This is a genomic window from Bradyrhizobium sp. USDA 376 (genome assembly GCF_054063675.1).
Genome location: NZ_JBSSGN010000001.1, coordinates 7895396 through 7912714, shown reverse-complemented (window position 1 = coordinate 7912714; position 17319 = coordinate 7895396). Strand labels below are relative to the sequence as shown.

Sequence of the window (17319 nt, the reverse complement as noted above, 5' to 3'; positions counted from 1 at the left end):
AGCGACGCTGGCCCGGGAGACGACGGGCCAGATGCTGTCGCGCCGCTTGCGCAGCCCGGCAGCCTGGAGCGAGACGGTCGACTGGTTCGCCATCCTGACCGCGGCCTCGCTGCCCTGGTCCACGTCGCTGGCGGGGATATTCAACGCCCTGATGCTTCTCTGCATGGTGCCGTTCCTCGACGTCCGGGCGTTCCTGCAATCGCTGAAGCGGCCGATCTGCATTGCGCCGATCGCGCTGGTCCTGCTCGCGCTGGTCGGGACGCTGTGGTCGGACGCGGCCTGGGGCGCGCGCTTCTATGCCGTCAATCCGACCGTCAAGCTGCTCGTGCTGCCGGTCCTGCTCTACCATTTCGAGCGCTCGCCGCGCGGACGCTGGATCTTCGTCGCCTTCCTGGTGTCGTGCGCGCTGCTGTCGGTGATGTCCTGGCTGGTCGCCCTCTATCCGAACCTCGCGCTCAAGAACGATCCGCCCGAGCGCGGCATCTTCGTCAAGAACTACATCGACCAGAGCCAGGAATTCGCGCTATGCGCGGTCGCGCTCGCCTATCCGGTCGTGATGTTGCTGCGCGAGAAGCGCTACTGGCTCGCCGGGCTGCTCACCGCGCTGGCGTTCAGCTTCTTCGTCAACATGGCTTTCGTGGTGGTGTCGCGCACCGCACTCGTCACCGTTCCGATCATGTTCGGCGTGTTCGCGCTGCTTCATTTGCGCTTGCGCAACATCGCGATCATCTTCGCCGCTCTGCTCGCCGGCGCAGCTCTCGCCTGGCAGGCCTCGCCGCAATTGCACAGGACCGTCGACACCTTTGCCAGCGACTACACGCGCTATGTGGAGAAGGGCGAGCCGACCTCGGCGGGCCTACGACTCGAATTCTGGCGGAAGTCGCTCGGCTTCTTCGCGGAGGCGCCGATCAAGGGGCATGGGACGGGCTCGACGCGCGGATTGTTCGAGCGCGTCGCCACACCCAGCGGTCAGTACCAGGCCTCCGCCGAGGTGATCGGAAACCCCCATAACCAGACGCTGAACGTCGCCGTGCAATGGGGCGTCATCGGCATCGTCATTCTCTACGCGATCTGGATCCTGCATCTGCGCTTGTTTCGAGGCGATAGCCTCGCCAACTGGGTCGGCCTGCTGGTCGTGGTGCAGAACGTCTTCACCTCGCTTTTCAACTCCCATCTGTTCGATTTCCACGCGGGCTGGATGTACGTCATCGGCGTCGGCGTTGCCGGCGGCATGGTGATCCGGGCACAACAGGCCGAGGCGAAGATGGGGGAAGCCGGTTCCTGAACGGCCGAGCGGCTGGCAAGTCCCGTTAAGATGGGCTATCAGCGCGGTCAGGTTGCACTCAACGGGATATTCATCGGTCGGCGGATGACGCGTCTTTCGCATCTCACCTTGCGCAATTTTCTGATCGCGCTCCACGACCTGCTGGCGACCACGGCGGCGCTGTTCGTCGCGTTCTATCTGCGTTTCGAGGGCGGAGACGGCTTCTACGACCGCCTGCCGCTGCTGTTCCAGATCCTGCCCTACTTCCTCGCCTTCAGCGTGGTCGTGTTCTTCGTCTTCAACCTGACCACCACGAAATGGCGCTTCATCTCGCTGCCGGACGCGCTGAACATCATCCGCGTCGCGAGCGTGCTGACGGTGGCGCTGCTGGTGCTGGACTACGTCTTCGTCGCTCCCAACGTCCGCGGCGCCTTCTTCCTCGGCAAGGTGACGATCGTCCTCTACTGGTTCCTCGAGATCACCTTCCTCAGCGCGTCGCGCATGGCCTATCGCTATTTCCGCTACACGCGGGTGCGGCGTCATGCCCGCACCGACGATGCGGCACCGACGCTGCTGATCGGCCGCGCCGCGGATGTCGAGGTGCTGCTGCGTGGCATCGAGAGCGGGGCGATCAAGCGGATCTGGCCGGTCGGCGTGCTGTCGCCGTCGAGCTCGGATCGCGGCCAGCTGATCCGCAACGTGCCGGTGCTCGGCGGTATCGACGACGTCGAGGACGTGATCGCCGACTTCGCCAAGCGCAACAAGCCGATCGCGCGCCTCGTGATGACGCCGTCGGCGTTCGAGCCTGAGGCGCGTCCGGAATCGATCCTGATGCGGGCGCGCAAGCTGGGCGTGATCGTCAACCGCATGCCTTCGCTGGAGAGCGGCGATACGCCGCGCCTCACGGCCGTCGCGGTCGAGGACCTGCTGCTGCGGCCGAGCGAGAAGATCGACTATGCGCGCCTCGAAGCCCTGATCAGGGGCAAGGCGGTGATCGTCACCGGCGGCGGCGGCTCGATCGGTTCCGAGATCTGCGAGCGCGTCGTCGCCTTCGGCGCCGCGCGCCTGCTGATCGTCGAAAATTCCGAGCCGGCGCTCTACGCGGTCACCGAGGCGCTCGCCGCGCACGGCACGGCTGCCGCGATCGAAGGACGGATCGCGGACATCCGCGACCGCGAGCGAATCATACGCCTGATGGCCGAGTTCAAGCCGGATATCGTGTTCCACGCCGCGGCGCTGAAGCACGTGCCGATCCTCGAACGCGACTGGAGCGAGGGCGTCAAGACCAACATCTTCGGTTCGATCAACGTTGCCGATGCCGCGCACGCCGCCGGCGCCGAGGCCATGGTGATGATCTCGACCGACAAGGCGATCGAGCCGGTGTCGATGCTCGGCCTCACCAAGCGCTTCGCCGAGATGTACTGCCAGGCGCTCGACCATGATCTTGCCGCCAGCGGCGGCGCCAAGGCACCGATGCGGCTGATCTCGGTCCGGTTCGGCAATGTGCTGGCCTCCAACGGCTCGGTGGTGCCGAAGTTCAAGGCCCAGATCGAGGCCGGCGGCCCCGTGACGGTGACGCATCCCGACATGGTCCGCTACTTCATGACCATCCGCGAGGCCTGCGATCTCGTCATCACGGCTGCGACGCATGCGCTCGGAACGCAGCGTCACGACGTGTCGGTCTACGTGCTCAACATGGGCCAGCCGGTGAAGATCGTCGATCTCGCCGAGCGCATGATCCGCCTCTCCGGCCTGCAGCCGGGCTACGACATCGAGATCGTGTTCACCGGCATGCGGCCGGGCGAGCGGCTGCACGAGATCCTGTTCGCTTCCGAGGAGCCGACCCGCGAGATCGGCGTCGCCGGCATCATGGCGGCGCAGCCGAACGAGCCGCCGATGCAGACGCTGCGCAAATGGATCGCGGCGCTGGAGCAGGCGATCGCCCGCGACGATCGCGCCACGATCAGGACCATCCTGAAGGATGCGGTCCCGGAATTCGGGTCGACCGCGGCCTGACCATGCAGCCGCAAGACAAGATCGCTGGCAAGATCGTCGTCGCGAGCCAGCATTATCCGCCGGATCCGAGCACGACGGCGGCGATCATGGCCGAGATCGCCTGCCGCCTCGCGGCAGTGCATGAGGTCGTCGTGCTGTCGGGTTCGCCGGGCGCGTTGCCGACCGCGCAGACCGGGCCGGGCAAGCCGCGCGTCGTGGCGATCAAGAACCAGATGGCCGGCAAGGCGGCGCTGGTGCGGCGCGGGGTGTCCGAGCTGCTGTTCGTGGCGCGCACGTTCTTCGCACTGATACGGGAGCTGCGGCGCGGGGACGTCGTGCTCACCGTCACCGCGCCGTTCATGCTGCCCTACGCCGTCGCCGCTGCGGCAAGGCTCAGGGGCGCGCGCTCCGCGCTGATCATGCACGACCTCTTTCCCGACGTGCTGGTGATGGCGGGCCTGCTGAAGCCGGGCTCGATCGTGACGCGGACGATGCGCTTCGCCAACAGCCTGATGTTCCGCGCGCTCAACGCCGTCATCACCATCGGCCGCGATGCCGAGCGGCCGCTGCTGAGCTATTCCGGCATGAGACGGAACAAGATCCGCTTCATCCCGAACTGGGCGACGCTGGTGCCCGGGCCGCGTCCGCTGGCGCAGGACAATCCGTTCCGTAAAGCGATTCCCGCGCGTTTCGTCGTCGGCCTGTCGGGCAATCTCGGCTTCACCCACGATCCCGAGATCGTGTTCGAGGCGGCGCGCCTGCTCAAGGACGAGCCGGATATCCACTTCCTGCTGTCCGGCTGGGGCATCGGCTTTGCGCGGCTGAAGCAGTTGCAGGCGGAAGCAAACCTGCCCAATGTGACCTTCGTGGCCCGGGTGGAAGACGCCGAGCTCGAGGCGTTTCTGGCGTCGGCCAATCTCTGGATCATTCCATACCGCAAGGACGTTGCAGGGGTGTCAGTACCGAGCCGGTTCTACAATCTGCTGGCGGTCGGCCGTCCCGTGGCGCTGGTCTCGGAGCCGGAGGCAGAGGCCGCGTTGACGGTGGTGGAGAACGGGCTTGGCTGGGTCGTGACGCCGGGCCGCGCCGATCAGCTCGCAGACGCAATCCGCGCGGCCTCCCGCTCCGACGACGGTGCCATGGCGGAGCGCGCGGTGAAGGCGGCGGCGAGGTTCGATCGTGTCACCGCGATGAACGCCTATGCCGCGCTGGTCGACGAATTGTTGTGCAACCCGGACCTGTCGGAGCAACGATGAGCGAACGGAAACCGGTCGTGCTGGTGACGGGAGCGAGCGGCTTTGTCGGCCGTCACGTCGTGCCCGCGCTCGCACGCGCGGGCTGGTCGGTCCGCCGCGCGGTGCGCAGCTCTGAAGGCGCCGAGGACGAGGTCGTGATCGAGACGATCGGTCCCGAGACCGACTGGCAGGCGGCGCTCGAAGGCGTCGACGCCGTCGTCCATCTTGCCGCGCGCGTGCATCACAAGCACGAGGAGCACGCCGTTCAGCTCTACCGCAACGTCAACATCGCTGGCACGCTGCATCTGGCGCGCTCGGCGGCGACGGCCGGCGTGCGCCAGTTCGTCTTCGTCAGCACCGTGCTCGTGCACGGTCGCAGCAATGACGGCCGCGCCCCCTTCAGCGAGGACGACATCCTGACGCCGCGCGGCCTCTACGGCATGTCCAAGGCCGCGGCCGAAGCGGGGTTGAGGACGCTGGCGCGCGACGGCGTCATGAAGATCTCGGTGATCAGGCCGCCGCTGGTCTATGGGGCGGGCGCCAAGGGCAATTTCGCACTGCTGACGCGTGCGGTCAGCCTGGGGCTGCCGCTGCCCTTTGCCGCGATCCGCAATCACCGCGCTTTCCTTGCCGTGCAGAACCTCTCGTCGTTCATCCTGCGCCGGCTCTCCCATCCCGATTCCGCCGGCAATTTCGAGATCTTCCTGGTGGCCGACAGGGAACAGGTCTCGACCCCCGAATTCATCGAGCGTCTGGGGCGGGCCTCCGGCAAGGTCCCGCGGCTGTTCCGCGTGCCGCCGGACCTGCTCGGCATGCTCTTCAACGTGATGGGACGGCAGGATACGCATGACAGCCTGATCGGCTCGCTCGAGCTCAACGTCTCCAAGGCGATCGCAACCGGCTGGCAGCCGGAGGTCTCGCTCGACGAGGGTTTGCAGCTTGCGCTGTCGGCTCAGGAGCCTTGAGGGCGGGAGAAACGCCGCAGCACGAATCCGACCGCGATCGCGCCGGCGAGCAGCGCGGGCAGCGTGACCGCCATCATCGCTGCGCGAACGGCGAGGATCGCCAGCGCTGCGAGCACGAGGTTGAGCAGGAAGACCTCGCCGGTCACCCGGGACACCGAAAAACCGTTGTCGGTCGCATGCTGATAGAAATGCGAACGGTGCGCCGACCAGAACTGCTCGCGTCGCGCGATGCGCCGAAACAGCGTGATGGTGGCATCGGCGAGGTAATAGGCCGGCAGCAGCAACGCCGCGGCCGCTTGCCCGTGCCAGGCGAGCTCGAGCAGGCACCAGCCGAGCAGGAGGCCGATCGGCAGGCTGCCGACATCCCCTAAGAACACTTTTGCGACCGGCTTGTTGAAGGGCGCGAAGCCGAGCGTGGCGCCGCACAGCGTGGCGGCGACGAGTGCGGCCGGCCAGGACAGATCGCCCAGCCATCCGAGCAGCAGCAGCGCGGCGGTGACCGGCACGACTTCGGCCACCGTCATCAGGTCGAGCCCGTCCATGAAGTTGACGAGGTTCACGAACCAGATGCCGGCGAGCAGGATGAGGCCGCGCTCCAGTGCAAGAGGTATCGCCGGCACGATACGCGCGGTCTCGGGTGCGGTGAACACGACGGCGCCGACGGCCGCCGCCTGCAGCACGAGCCGCACGGTCACCGGCAGCGACACGATGTCGTCGGCGAAACCGACCAGCGCGATCGCGATTGTCGCAATGACCAGCGCCGGCGGGATCGCGACGTTCGCCCAAGCCGCCCATGCGGATGCGACCAGCAGTGTCGCCGAGATCACCGCGATGCCGGCGCCCTGGGGCGTCGGGATACGATGCGAGGACCGCGCATTCGGCCGCGCCAGCGCGTAGCGCTGGAGCAGGGGGCGGCTGGTCCAGGTGATGAGAGCCGATATCAGCGCGGCGATCGCAACAGCCAGCAGCGAGGGGACGGCGGCGACGGCTTCGGTGGCCGGGTTCACTCAGGCACTCCGAGCTGAGCCGAGCCTTGCGCGGCTTTCTCTGCGCTGAGGATCCAGACGAGGCCGCCGACCGCGCCGACGATGAAGTACACCGCGCCGAACAGCAGCGAGATGTTGACGCCCTCGTTTGCGGCAAGTCCCGCGAAGCCGAAGGCGAGGCCCATGGTGGCTTCGCGCACGCCCCAGCCCGCGATCGAGATCGGCATCATCGTGATCAGCATCACCGGCGGCACGAGCTGAAAGACATCGCTGAAGCGGACCGGAGCGGCGATCGACTGCACGACGCACCAGGCGATCACGACGGTGAGCACGTGTACGGCGAGCGACAGGATCGAGACGATCGGTCCGCGCGTGCGGCTGAAGATCACGCGGTTCGCGATCACGGCGCAGGCGTGAATATGATGCGTGGCCCACCAGGTTTTCAGCCAGCGCCATTTCAGCGCGCCGAAGACCAGGAAGCCGAGACCACCCGCCAGCGCGGCGAGGTCGACCAGCAGCAGCGCCGAGCGCCCGTGCGGATCGGTGATGAGGGCATAGCTCCAGGGCAGGCTCGCGACGATGAGGATCGCAAGCGCGATCAGGCCGATGGCGCGGTCGACGAAGATCGAGTAGGTCGCCGCGCGCCAGCCGGCGCCGGCACGCGCGACCAGCCACAGCCGGACCGCATCGCCGCCGATCGCGGAGGGCAGGGTCTGGTTGAAGAACGAGCCGATCACGTTGTAGCGCATGGCACGGGCGAGCTCGAGCGGCGCGCCGCATTCGGCGCTGATCTCGCGCCAGCGCAGCACGCCGACGAAGATCTGCAGGAACGTGATCGCGATCGCGAGGCCGATCCAGAACAGGCTGGTCACGGTGAAACGCGAAAACAGTTCGGACAGATCGACCTTGCGCAGCGCCAAATAGAGCAGCGCCCCGGAAATCAGGATCTTGGCCGTCGACAGCAGGATTCGGCGCATTTCGCCCGCATGAACAGGGTTTGCGAAGATTGTGGCAACCCGACGCGAGGCGCCGAATTCGGCCGCTTTGGTATGGTCTTGGCGCCGATCTTGCAATAGCGGTGATAGGGAGCGGTGATGGGAGCGGTTATAAGCGGCGGTCATGAACGGCCGTTATGACGGGCCGGACGGCACTTGCGACCCCCGCGATGCGGCGGCTAAAGAGGCGCAGAAAGGCCGGGGATCGGGTCCCTCGGGAACAGGATGACGGATCAGGCGATTTTGGTCACCGGCGCCGCCGGATTCATCGGCTTTCACCTCGCCCGGCAGCTTTTAGCCGAAGGCCGGCCGGTCGTCGGGCTCGACAATCTCAACAGCTATTATGATCCGGCGCTGAAACAGGCGCGCCTGGAACTGCTCCGCCGCGATTCCCGTTTCTCGTTCGTCAAGGCCGATCTCGCCGACCGCGAAGCCATCGCGGCGCTGTTTGCGCGCCACCGATTCACTGAAGTCGTGCATATGGCCGCCCAGGCCGGCGTGCGCTACTCGATCGAGCAGCCGCAGGCTTACGCCGATTCCAATCTGGCAGGCTTTCTCAACGTGCTGGAGGGCTGCCGCCACAACGGCTGCCGCCATCTCGTCTACGCCTCGTCATCCTCCGTTTACGGCGCCAACACGAAGCTGCCATTTGCGGTCGGGGACCGCACCGACCATCCGGTGAGCTTCTACGCTGCGACCAAGAAGGCCAACGAGGTGATGGCGCAGTCCTACAGCCATCTCTACCGGCTGCCGGTCACCGCCTTGCGCTTCTTCACCATCTACGGCCCGTGGGGACGGCCCGACATGGCCATGTTTCTGTTTGTGAACGCCATCATGGAGGGCCGGCCGATCCGGCTCTTTAACCATGGCAAGATGCGCCGCGACTTCACCTATATTGACGACGTCACCCGTGTGGTGTCCAAGCTGATCGATCGGGTGCCTGCGGATGATCCGGCTGCCGCAAATGCGCCGTCTAAGGTCTACAATGTCGGCAACCACCACCCCGAGGAGCTGATGCATGTCGTCGGACTCCTGGAGCAGGAGCTGGGTCGGACGGCGATCAAAGAATTGCTGCCGATGCAGCCGGGAGACGTTTTGGAAACGTTCGCGGATGTCGAGGACCTGATGCGCGACACCGGCTTTGCGCCGTCAACGCCGATCGCGCAGGGGGTCCGTAATTTTGTCACCTGGTATCGGGACTACTTCAAGGTTTGAGATGACGATGGACAAACGCATTATCCCCCTGATCATGTGCGGCGGTGCCGGCACGCGGCTGTGGCCCGCCTCGCGCGAGGTGCGCCCGAAACAGTTCCTGCCGCTGTTCGGCACGCGCTCGACCTTCCAGGACACGCTGCTGCGTGTCTCTGACGCCTCGCTGTTCGATCGCCCGATCGTCATCACCAATGCGTCCTATCGCTTCATGGTGCTGGAGCAGCTCGCCGAGATCGGCATCGAGGCCGACGTGATCCTGGAGCCGATGCGGCGCGATTCCGGCCCCGCGATCGCCGCCGGCGCCGTGTTCGCGCAGAACCGCGCCAGTGAAGCGATCGTGCTCGCGCTCGCCGCCGACCACGTCGTGCAGGACAATGCCGCCTTCGTCGCGGCGTGCCGCGAAGGCCTCACCGCCGCGAGCGCCGGGCGCATCGTCACCTTCGGCGTCAAGCCGGAGCGGCCCGCGACCGAATACGGCTATATCAGCCCGGGCGATGTGATCTCCGGTCAGGTGAATGCGGTCGCACGCTTCGTCGAGAAGCCTGACGCCGTGAAGGCGGCCGACTACGTCAATTCGGGCTATCTCTGGAACAGCGGCAACTTCATGTTCCCGGCGAGCGTCCTGCTCGACGAATACCGCAAGGTCGATGCGGCAAGCGTCGAGGCAATCTCCAACGCGGTCAACAATGCCGGCCGCGATCTCGGCTTCGTGACGCTGGAGCCCGAGGCGTTCGGCGCGGCCAAGGCGATCTCGATCGACTACGCCGTGATGGAGAAGACCTCGCGCGCCGCCGTGGTGCCGGTGTCCTGCGGCTGGTCCGACGTCGGTTCCTGGCACGCGGTGTGGGAGCTGTCCGAGAAGGACGCGCAGGGCAACGCGGCGCACGGCACCGCGGTGTTCGAGGATTCCCGCAACTGCAACGTCACCACGGATTCCGCGCTGGTCGCGCTCGAAGGCGTCGACGATCTCGTCGTGGTCGCCACTGCGGACGCGGTGCTCGTCTCGCGCCAGAAGGATGCCAACGGCCTGAAGCGCCTGGTGACCAAGCTCAAGGCGATTGCCCCGAAGGTCACCGAGGAGCATCTCAAGGTGCACCGGCCCTGGGGCAGCTATCAGTCGGTCGATAACGGCGAGCGCCACCAGGTCAAGCGCATCGTGGTGAAGCCCGGCGGGCGCCTGTCGCTGCAAAAGCATCATCATCGCGCCGAGCACTGGATCGTGGTCCGGGGCGCGGCCCGCGTCACCGTGAACGAGGTCGTGAAGACGGTGCACGAGAACGAGTCGATCTACATCCCGATGGGCGCGGTGCACCGGATGGAGAACCCCGGTAAAATCATGCTGGAGCTGATCGAGGTCCAGACCGGCTCCTATCTCGGGGAAGACGACATCATCCGGATTGAAGACGACTATCAAAGGTCGTAACCAGCAGGCTCCGAATCACGCGACCCGGGCCGGAATAACGGCCTCTTTCAGCGGCTAAGGCCCGGGGAACGTGTAACTTTTTGAATCAAATCGTGTCCGGTCAATCAGGCCGGCATTCGCCACAAATGTGGCACCCGTGCTAGAAGCGGCCCGGGGATTTGCGTTGAATCGGGGTTTGCTCAGATGAGTTCCAAAGGGTCACAACCGGCAAAGGCCGGCTTGCGCGTCGGCGTGATTGGCGCGGGCGTCATGGGCAGCAACCATGCGCGCGTGCTCAGCGGCCTGCCTGGCGTCAGCCTCGTCGGCGTCGTCGATCCGTCGCCCGCGCATCGCACGCGCGCGACGGAACTCGCCGATTGCGCGAGCTTCGAGACGCTCGACCAGCTCTTTGCCGCCGGCGTCGACGCCGTCACCATCGCTGCGCCCACCCATCTGCATCACGAGGTCGCGCTCGCCTGCATCGCCAAGAACATCCACGTTCTGGTCGAGAAGCCGATCGCATCCACGGTGGAAGAGGGACGTGAGATCGTCGCCGCCGCGCGAGATGCCGGCGTGACGCTGATGGTCGGCCATGTCGAGCGCTTCAATCCGGCCGTCGCCGCGGTCAAGCAGGCGATCGCGGGCGAGGACATTCTCTCCATCGCGATCACCCGCGTCGGCCCGTTCCCGCCGCGCATGTCCAATGTCGGCGTCGTCATCGACCTTGCCGTGCATGACATCGACCTGATCCGCTGGTTCACCGAATCCGACATCGTCGAGGTGCAGCCGCAATTGTCGAGCGCGGTGGCCGAGCGCGAGGACATCGCGCTCCTGCAGTTCCGCACCGCCAACGGCGTGCTCGCCCACATCAACACCAACTGGCTGACGCCGTTCAAGGCGCGCAGCGTCACGGTCGCGACCCGCGACAAATACGTGATGGGCGATCTCTTGACGCGCCAGGTCACCGAATGCTTCGGCTTCAAGCCGGATGGCAGCTATTCGATGCGGCATCTGCCGGTCGGCCATGACGAGCCGCTCCGCGCCGAGCTGATCGCGTTCCTCAAGGCGGTGCGTAACGGCGAGACGCCGGCAGTCACGGGCGATGAGGGCGTTGCCAGCCTCGAGATCGCCACGCAGTGCCTGGAGACGCCCTCGCGTCCTGCCGCGACGGCGCCCGCCCGCAAGGGGCCGCGCCGCGTCGCCGGCTGATCCCTTTCCATGTCGACTTCTCAAACTTCGCAAGGCGCCATGAACCAGCATCTGCGTTCCGAACCCATTCCCTTCATCGACGTCGCCTCGCAGCGCCGCCGGCTCGGCGCCTCGCTCGATGCGGCCGTCAAGCGCGTGATGGACCATTGCCAGTTCGTCAATGGTCCCGAGGTTTTCGAGCTCGAGAAGCAGCTCGCGGCCTACTCAGGCGCCAAGCACGTGATCGGCTGCGCCAGCGGCACCGACGCGATCCTGATGGTGATGATGGCGATGAATGTCGGGCCCGGCGATGCCGTGCTGTGTCCGTCCTTCACCTTCATCGCGACCGCCTCGCCGGTGGCGCGGACCGGCGCGACGCCTGTCTATGTCGACGTCGACGAGACGACCTTCAACATGAGCCCTGAGTCGCTGAAGCGCGGCATCGCGACCGCCCGCAAGGCCGGCCTGAAGCCGGTCGCGGTCATTCCGGTCGACCTGTTCGGCCAGCCCGCCGATCACGATGCCATCGCCGAGATCGCCAGGGCCGAGGGCCTGTTAGTGCTCGACGATGCCGCCCAAGGCTTTGGCGCGAGCTACAAGGGCCGCAAGCTCGGCACGCTGGCGCTCGCGACCGCGACCAGCTTCTTCCCGGCAAAGCCGCTCGGCTGTTTTGGTGACGGCGGCGCGATCTTCACCGATGACGACGCGCTCGCGGCCACGCTGCGCAGCATCCGCGTGCACGGGCAAGGCGTCGACAAATACGACAACGTCCGCCTCGGCCTCACCGGCCGGCTCGACACCATGCAGGCCGCGGTCCTGATCGAGAAGCTGAAGATTTTTGACGACGAGATCGCCGCCCGTAACAGGGTCGCGGAGCGCTATGCGCGTGGACTGTCGAATGTCGTCACCGTGCCGCGCCTCGCGCCCGGCAATACCTCGGTCTGGGCGCAATACACCATTCGCCTGCCGAAGGGTACCGACCGCGACGGCTTCGCTGCCGCGCTAAAAGCCCAAGGGGTGCCGACCGCGATCTATTACGGCAAGTCGATGCATCAGCAGACCGCCTACAAGCAGTATCCGGTCGCCGAGGGCGGATTGCCGGGTTGCGAGAGCCTGTCGCAGGACGTCATCAGCCTGCCGATGCACGCCTACCTGACCGAAGCCGACCAGGAGCGAATCATCGCCGCCGTCCGCGGCGCGCTCGCGGGTTGATCTTGCTTCACCTCTCCTGCTTGCTGGAGAGGTCGCGCCGAAGGCGCGGGTGAGGGCTCTCTCCTCTGGGGGAGTCTTCGTTGCTGAGACACCCTCTCCCCAACCCTCCCCCGCAAGCGGGGGAGGGAGCACACCTCCACTGCGGTTTGCACCTAGACCTGATCTCGCCATGCTCTAAAACAGACGCATGCTCGGACGCATCTTCACGGTCGGTGGTTACACGCTGCTCTCGCGGCTGACGGGATTTGCCCGCGACATCATGCTCGCGGCGATCCTCGGCGCCGGCCCGGTGGCCGACGCCTTTTTCGTGGCGCTGCGGCTGCCCAATCATTTCCGCGCGATCTTCGCCGAAGGCGCCTTCAACGCCGCCTGGGTGCCGGCCTATGCGCATGTCCATGGCGAGAAGGGGGAGGCGGCGGCAAAACTGTTCGCCGACCGCATCTTCACGCTGCTGCTGGCCTCTCAAATTGTGCTGCTGGTCGTCGCCTGGCTGTTCATGCCGCAGGCCATGAGCATTCTGGCGCCGGGCTTTTCCGAGGATGCCGAGCAGCGCAAGCTCGCGATCGAGCTGACCCGGATCACCTTTCCCTATCTGCTGCTGATCACGCTGGTGACGCTCTATGGCGGCATGCTCAACGTGATGCAGCGCTTTGCCAGCGCCGCGGCGGCGTCGATCTTCCTCAACGTCGCCATGATGATGACGCTGGCGGTTGCCGTCTGGTTTCCGACCGCCGGCCATGCCGCCGCCTGGGGCGTCCTCATCTCCGGCTTCCTGCAATATTTCCTGCTCGCCGGCGATCTCGCCCGCCATGGCGGTCTGCCGCGCTTTGCGCCGCTCAAGCTCGACGAAGACGTTCGCGGTTTCTTTAGGGCGCTGGGACCCGCGACGCTGGGCTCGATGGGCACGCAGGTCGCGCTGTTCGCCGACACCATCATCGCGACCTTCCTGCCCGCCGGTGCGCTGTCGGCGCTCTATTATGCCGACCGCCTCAACCAGCTCCCGATCGGCGTGATCGGCATCGCCATCGGCACGGTGCTGCTGCCGGAGATGTCGCGGCGGATCACCGCCAACGACCATGACGGCGCGATGAGGGCGCAGCGCCGCGCCTTCGATTTCACGCTGCTGTTTTCGGTGCCGTTCGTCGCGGCCTTCCTCACCGTGCCCGATGCGATCATGCGCGCGCTGTTCGCCCGCGGCGCGTTCTCGAAGGCCGACGCGGCCGCCGCCGGCGCGACGCTCGCGGCCTATGCCATCGGCCTGATCCCCTTCGTGCTGATCCGCAGCGCGGTCGCGACCTTCTACGCGCGCAAGGACACCGCAACGCCGGTCCGGGCGTCGCTGACCGGGATTGCCGTCAACGTCGCGCTGAAGGTCGCCTTGATGGGATCGCTCGCCCAGATCGGTCTTGCGCTGGCCACCGCCGTTGGTGTCTGGACCAATCTCTTGCTGGTGCTGTTCTTCGCCGTGCGGCGCGGCTTTCTCGTGCTGGACCGCGCCTGGCTGTTGTCGCTCGGCAAATTCCTGCTGACTGGGCTGATCCTCGCCGCCGCGTTCTGGCTGATTGCGCGCTTCAGCCCTTCGATACTGGGCTCGATACACTTCCGGGATGAATTGACCCTAGTCCTGTTGGCCGTCGGAGGCACTATCGTCTACGTGCTCGCGATCCTCGTGCTGTTCGGCCGCCGCTGGCTGGTCTCGCTGGTGCGCGGCTAGGCGAGATCAACAGGTTTGTCACGTCCGCTTTGTCTGCGAATGTATCGGCGCAGAGCTCTACTCAAAGGTACGTTTCTCGTACGTGATGCGCTCGTAGATGTCGCCGGAAATCATATGGGCGATGCCGCTAAGATCGTCGGGATTGCCGATATACTGCCGGCCCGCAAGTTGTGCGCCACTGGATACGTCCCAAAGCCTAAACTCGACTTTGACGCGGTCATCGGGTTGACGGGTGATGCGGCCGGCGATCAACGCCTGTGTGCTGGTTCTGCGCCAATCGGAAAATTCGGGCGGCACGTCGATATTCACGTTCCTTTTCAGGAATGCCACCTGATCAACCAACTCGAACACGCTGCTTTGCTTGAGATCAGAGGCAATGGTCCGCGAGAGTGAATTGGCTAGTTCAGTCTCCGAAGGGCCGGCAGCGACAAAGTCAGGCAACGCTATCCGCACCGGCTGACCAAATCGAATAACGGGACGCTGAAGGAAAGGATCGGCGCCCGCAGGTCCGCTGATCGCAATGGCTATGACGGCAGCGATTATTCGAAAGCGCATCACAATGCCCTCAGAAGACAATCCGGGAATAGAGGTAAGCATTCGGGCGGAATTTGGTGCACGTCGGCGTAGGCTCGCGTAGTGCCGCCGCAGGGGGCTCGCCTCAAGGCTGCAACCGACATCCGCACATCTCTTGATTTTATGCGATTGCCATGCTATTGTCCGCTCATGATCAAATCCGTGCGCAACGTTAACCTCTCGGACATGACCCGCTTCGGCTGGGCCGTGGAAGGAGTCGCGCGCTAGGAATTCGTCGACGACATCTTTTCACAAGGGCCCCGCCGGCATCGGACGGGGCCTTTTCTTTGGCCACGCTCCCTGCCGGCACAACAGCAGGAGCATCCGATGCCACCACAATTGACGAACAGCACATGCGAGGCGGAGGGCGATGCCGCGAGGCGCGGCCTCGACTTTTCCATCGCCTTGAGCTTGCTCAAGCGATATTGGCGAGCCTTTTTGGAGCAGCGCCGGAGCCCACGAGTCAGCTTGCACGACCTGAGTGATCGGGAGCTGATGGACATCGGCCTGACGCGTGGCGAGATCGACTCCATCACGCCTGAGCGTGCTATCGAAAGGCTGCGAGATCGCGCGACGGATCTGTGGAGCCGCGGCGCGATGTAGGTGATCAACCGTAGAGTTCTTCGGGCATGATTCCGTTTCTTGAACGACTCGACCACGCAAGCAAAGTGCTTGTCGCAGGCTGTGGCGGCGGCTTCGACGTTTTCGCCGGGGTCCCGCTCGCCCAGCATCTGACGGCGCGAGGTAAGGAGGTGGTGTTCGCCAGCTTCTCCTTCACGAACTTATGGCTATGCGGCGGCGAGCGTGTCGGGGAGGCGATTTGGCGCGTCGATCAGCGCGCCGCCGAGATTCCTTACTTCCCGGAGAAGTGGCTGGCCGAATGGCTTGGTCGCCGCGAGCAGCTCGTGCCGATCTACGCCTTTGCGAAAAGCGGTGTTCGGCCGCTCGCGGCGGCGTATCGATGGATCATCGCTTCCCATGACATCGATACCGTGGTCCTAGTTGACGGCGGGACCGACAGTCTCGTGTTCGGCGATGAGCCCGGCGCCGGAAGCGTCGTCGAGGACGCTGTCTCGCTCGTGGCTGCCGATCAGGCCGCGGGCGAAAACGTGCTGCTCGCCGCGATCGGCTTCGGAGTGGATCATTATCACGGCGTTTCGCATCACGCCTTCCTCGAGAACACCGCCCAGCTGATTCGCGATGGCGGGTTTCTCGGCATGTTCTCGCTGTCGCAGGGCAGCAGGGAGGCCGATGCCTTCCTCGATCTCGTCGACTACGCCAACCAGCGTCAGCCCCAGCACCCAAGCATTGTGTGCAATTCGATCGCGAGTGCACTGCGGGGCGAGTTCGGCAACTATCATGCCACCAACCGAACCAGCGGAAATGAACTTTTTATCAACCCGCTGATGACGCAATATTGGACGTTCCAGTCCTCAGCGGTGGTTCGTCGCATGGCCTATGCGGGCCAGCTGGCCGAGACTGAGCGTGCGGAGGACGCCCGCAGAATCATCGATCTTCACAGAGAAATGACCGAGCTGCGGCCTTTCCGCCCAATTCCACTCTGACATGGCGCCAGTTCAGCCCTCTTGTCCGGAGCCTTGCGCGCGATTGCGCTTGAGTTCTTGTGCTTCGTAGCGGGCATTGAGCGCCGGATCATTGGTATCGCCAGCGACCGTATCCGCATCGCTGCCGTCTAGACCTGGTGCGGCCTTGATGGCGTCGGCAAGTCCCTTCGGGTCGGGGCTCTCCTGAACAAATGGCTTTAGATAGGTGTCGAGTTTGCCCTTGCCAGGCTCATCGAGCTCTTGGGTCAAGGCCGTAAGGTATTCATCCTTGCCGGTGGCGGACCAATCGATGCTGATCGCGGCACGCCGCGCCATCTCTGCATGAACCAGCATAATCGTGCGTCCGTTACCGTCGAGGAAGGGATGTCCATAGGCGAGATAGCCCATCACCTCGCCCGGTTTTTTCGCCATGAAGGCCCTGTCTTGGCCCTTCTCCAGCGCGTAGTTGATGGCTTTGCGAATGTCGCTTGGATGCGCAAAGAGAACGGATCCCTTTTTCACAAAGATGTGGGGCGCATTCTTGAGGCGGTCCTCTCCGGCCCATGGAAACACCGCTTCGAAAAGCGTCTTGTGGGTCTGCTGCACGTCGGCGTAGGTCAGGGACGATCGCGCCTGAAGATACTCTACGGCGGCATCGATGCCGGTTAGGAACGAATTGTGAAGAAGACGCTGAACAATGTCGGGATCCTTGGCTTTTGCGACGTTGCGCAAGTAACCTTGCGTCGCAAAATCACCGAAAGGATCGAAGGTCACGGACGGCTTTCGCGCAGATAGCGTGCCTGAAGGCGTACCGCCTGGACGCGGCTCAAAATCCCGGCTCGTTGCAGGGCAACAATGGTGTTCTCGATATCATCGAATTTCACGTCATCGCCGGAGAGGCGTGTGGCGTGGTGAGCAAAAACGTCGTTTGATGACACAACGACCGCCACGTTGTTGCTGCTCGCAAGCCGTCGAATGACTTCGGCGGTATAGCGGGGCCGGGTCGCAGAACGTCGAGCGGACATGGATTCTCC

The 17319-nt window shown here is 64.9% G+C and carries 16 protein-coding genes; 11 read left to right on the top strand and 5 right to left on the bottom strand.

Going from position 1 to position 17319, the window contains the following annotated elements:
* The first annotated feature begins 31 nt into the window (after positions 1-31).
* The 4 genes from ACVJ19_RS37285 to ACVJ19_RS37270 all read left to right on the top strand — a co-directional run bounded on the left by ACVJ19_RS37285 (position 32) and on the right by ACVJ19_RS37270 (position 5459).
* On the top strand, positions 32-1285 hold the full coding sequence (locus tag ACVJ19_RS37285) for an O-antigen ligase family protein (protein WP_453955282.1): 1254 nt from the start codon (positions 32-34) through the stop codon (positions 1283-1285).
* 84 nt (positions 1286-1369) lie between these two features.
* The gene (locus tag ACVJ19_RS37280; RefSeq protein WP_453954018.1) at positions 1370-3280 is read left to right on the top strand and encodes an SDR family NAD(P)-dependent oxidoreductase; all 1911 of its coding nucleotides are present in this window, start codon (positions 1370-1372) and stop codon (positions 3278-3280) included.
* Positions 3281-3282: 2 nt separating this feature from the next.
* Positions 3283-4515, top strand: coding sequence for a glycosyltransferase family 4 protein (locus ACVJ19_RS37275; RefSeq protein ID WP_453954017.1), 1233 nt, complete (start codon positions 3283-3285; stop codon positions 4513-4515).
* Positions 4512-5459 carry an NAD-dependent epimerase/dehydratase family protein gene (locus ACVJ19_RS37270; protein WP_453954016.1) on the top strand — a complete coding sequence of 316 codons (948 nt, stop codon included), beginning with the start codon at positions 4512-4514 and terminating at the stop codon, positions 5457-5459. Before ACVJ19_RS37275 ends, ACVJ19_RS37270 begins: the two co-directional genes overlap by 4 nt.
* Here ACVJ19_RS37270 and ACVJ19_RS37265 read toward each other — a convergent pair.
* Together ACVJ19_RS37265 and ACVJ19_RS37260 are read right to left on the bottom strand one after the other, a co-directional pair.
* The gene (locus ACVJ19_RS37265; RefSeq protein WP_453954015.1) at positions 5447-6466 is read right to left on the bottom strand and encodes a glycosyl transferase; all 1020 of its coding nucleotides are present in this window, start codon (positions 6464-6466) and stop codon (positions 5447-5449) included. The two genes, ACVJ19_RS37270 and ACVJ19_RS37265, sit on opposite strands and share 13 nt — an antisense overlap.
* Positions 6463-7422: a lysylphosphatidylglycerol synthase transmembrane domain-containing protein gene (locus tag ACVJ19_RS37260; RefSeq protein ID WP_453954013.1), complete on the bottom strand. Its 960-nt coding sequence runs from the start codon at positions 7420-7422 to the stop codon at positions 6463-6465. Before ACVJ19_RS37260 ends, ACVJ19_RS37265 begins: the two co-directional genes overlap by 4 nt.
* Positions 7423-7665: 243 nt before the next feature.
* Between ACVJ19_RS37260 and ACVJ19_RS37255 the strand changes: the two genes are divergently transcribed.
* From ACVJ19_RS37255 to murJ, 5 genes are all read left to right on the top strand, one after another.
* Positions 7666-8655: an SDR family NAD(P)-dependent oxidoreductase gene (locus ACVJ19_RS37255; RefSeq protein ID WP_453954012.1), complete on the top strand. Its 990-nt coding sequence runs from the start codon at positions 7666-7668 to the stop codon at positions 8653-8655.
* 7 nt (positions 8656-8662) lie between these two features.
* Positions 8663-10075 (top strand): mannose-1-phosphate guanylyltransferase/mannose-6-phosphate isomerase, encoded by a 1413-nt coding sequence (locus tag ACVJ19_RS37250; RefSeq protein WP_453954010.1) that lies wholly within the window; start codon positions 8663-8665, stop codon positions 10073-10075.
* 183 nt (positions 10076-10258) lie between these two features.
* A complete protein-coding gene (locus ACVJ19_RS37245; RefSeq protein ID WP_453954009.1) occupies positions 10259-11263 on the top strand; it encodes a Gfo/Idh/MocA family oxidoreductase in 1005 nt (334 codons plus the stop codon).
* A gap of 39 nt (positions 11264-11302) precedes the next feature.
* Positions 11303-12454: a DegT/DnrJ/EryC1/StrS family aminotransferase gene (locus ACVJ19_RS37240; RefSeq protein ID WP_453954008.1), complete on the top strand. Its 1152-nt coding sequence runs from the start codon at positions 11303-11305 to the stop codon at positions 12452-12454.
* 187 nt (positions 12455-12641) lie between these two features.
* Positions 12642-14168, top strand: a complete 1527-nt coding sequence (gene murJ / locus ACVJ19_RS37235; RefSeq protein WP_453954007.1) for a murein biosynthesis integral membrane protein MurJ — start codon at positions 12642-12644, stop codon at positions 14166-14168.
* Between the two features lie 57 nt (positions 14169-14225).
* Here murJ and ACVJ19_RS37230 read toward each other — a convergent pair whose 3' ends face one another.
* Positions 14226-14765 (bottom strand): hypothetical protein, encoded by a 540-nt coding sequence (locus tag ACVJ19_RS37230; protein WP_453954006.1) that lies wholly within the window; start codon positions 14763-14765, stop codon positions 14226-14228.
* Positions 14766-15068: 303 nt separating this feature from the next.
* Here ACVJ19_RS37230 and ACVJ19_RS37225 point away from each other — a divergent pair, with 303 nt between their 5' ends.
* Together ACVJ19_RS37225 and ACVJ19_RS37220 are read left to right on the top strand one after the other, a co-directional pair.
* Complete coding sequence (locus ACVJ19_RS37225) at positions 15069-15344, top strand: DUF1127 domain-containing protein (protein WP_453954005.1); 276 nt, start codon at positions 15069-15071, stop codon at positions 15342-15344.
* Positions 15345-15370: 26 nt separating this feature from the next.
* Positions 15371-16306 (top strand): DUF1152 domain-containing protein, encoded by a 936-nt coding sequence (locus ACVJ19_RS37220; RefSeq protein ID WP_453954004.1) that lies wholly within the window; start codon positions 15371-15373, stop codon positions 16304-16306.
* Between the two features lie 12 nt (positions 16307-16318).
* On the opposite strand, the gene ACVJ19_RS37215 is transcribed toward ACVJ19_RS37220, so the two are convergent.
* Complete coding sequence (locus tag ACVJ19_RS37215) at positions 16319-17059, bottom strand: Fic/DOC family protein (RefSeq protein WP_453954003.1); 741 nt, start codon at positions 17057-17059, stop codon at positions 16319-16321.
* Positions 17056-17310 (bottom strand): amino acid kinase family protein, encoded by a 255-nt coding sequence (locus ACVJ19_RS37210; protein WP_183240039.1) that lies wholly within the window; start codon positions 17308-17310, stop codon positions 17056-17058. Before ACVJ19_RS37210 ends, ACVJ19_RS37215 begins: the two co-directional genes overlap by 4 nt.
* Positions 17311-17319 lie beyond the last annotated feature (9 nt).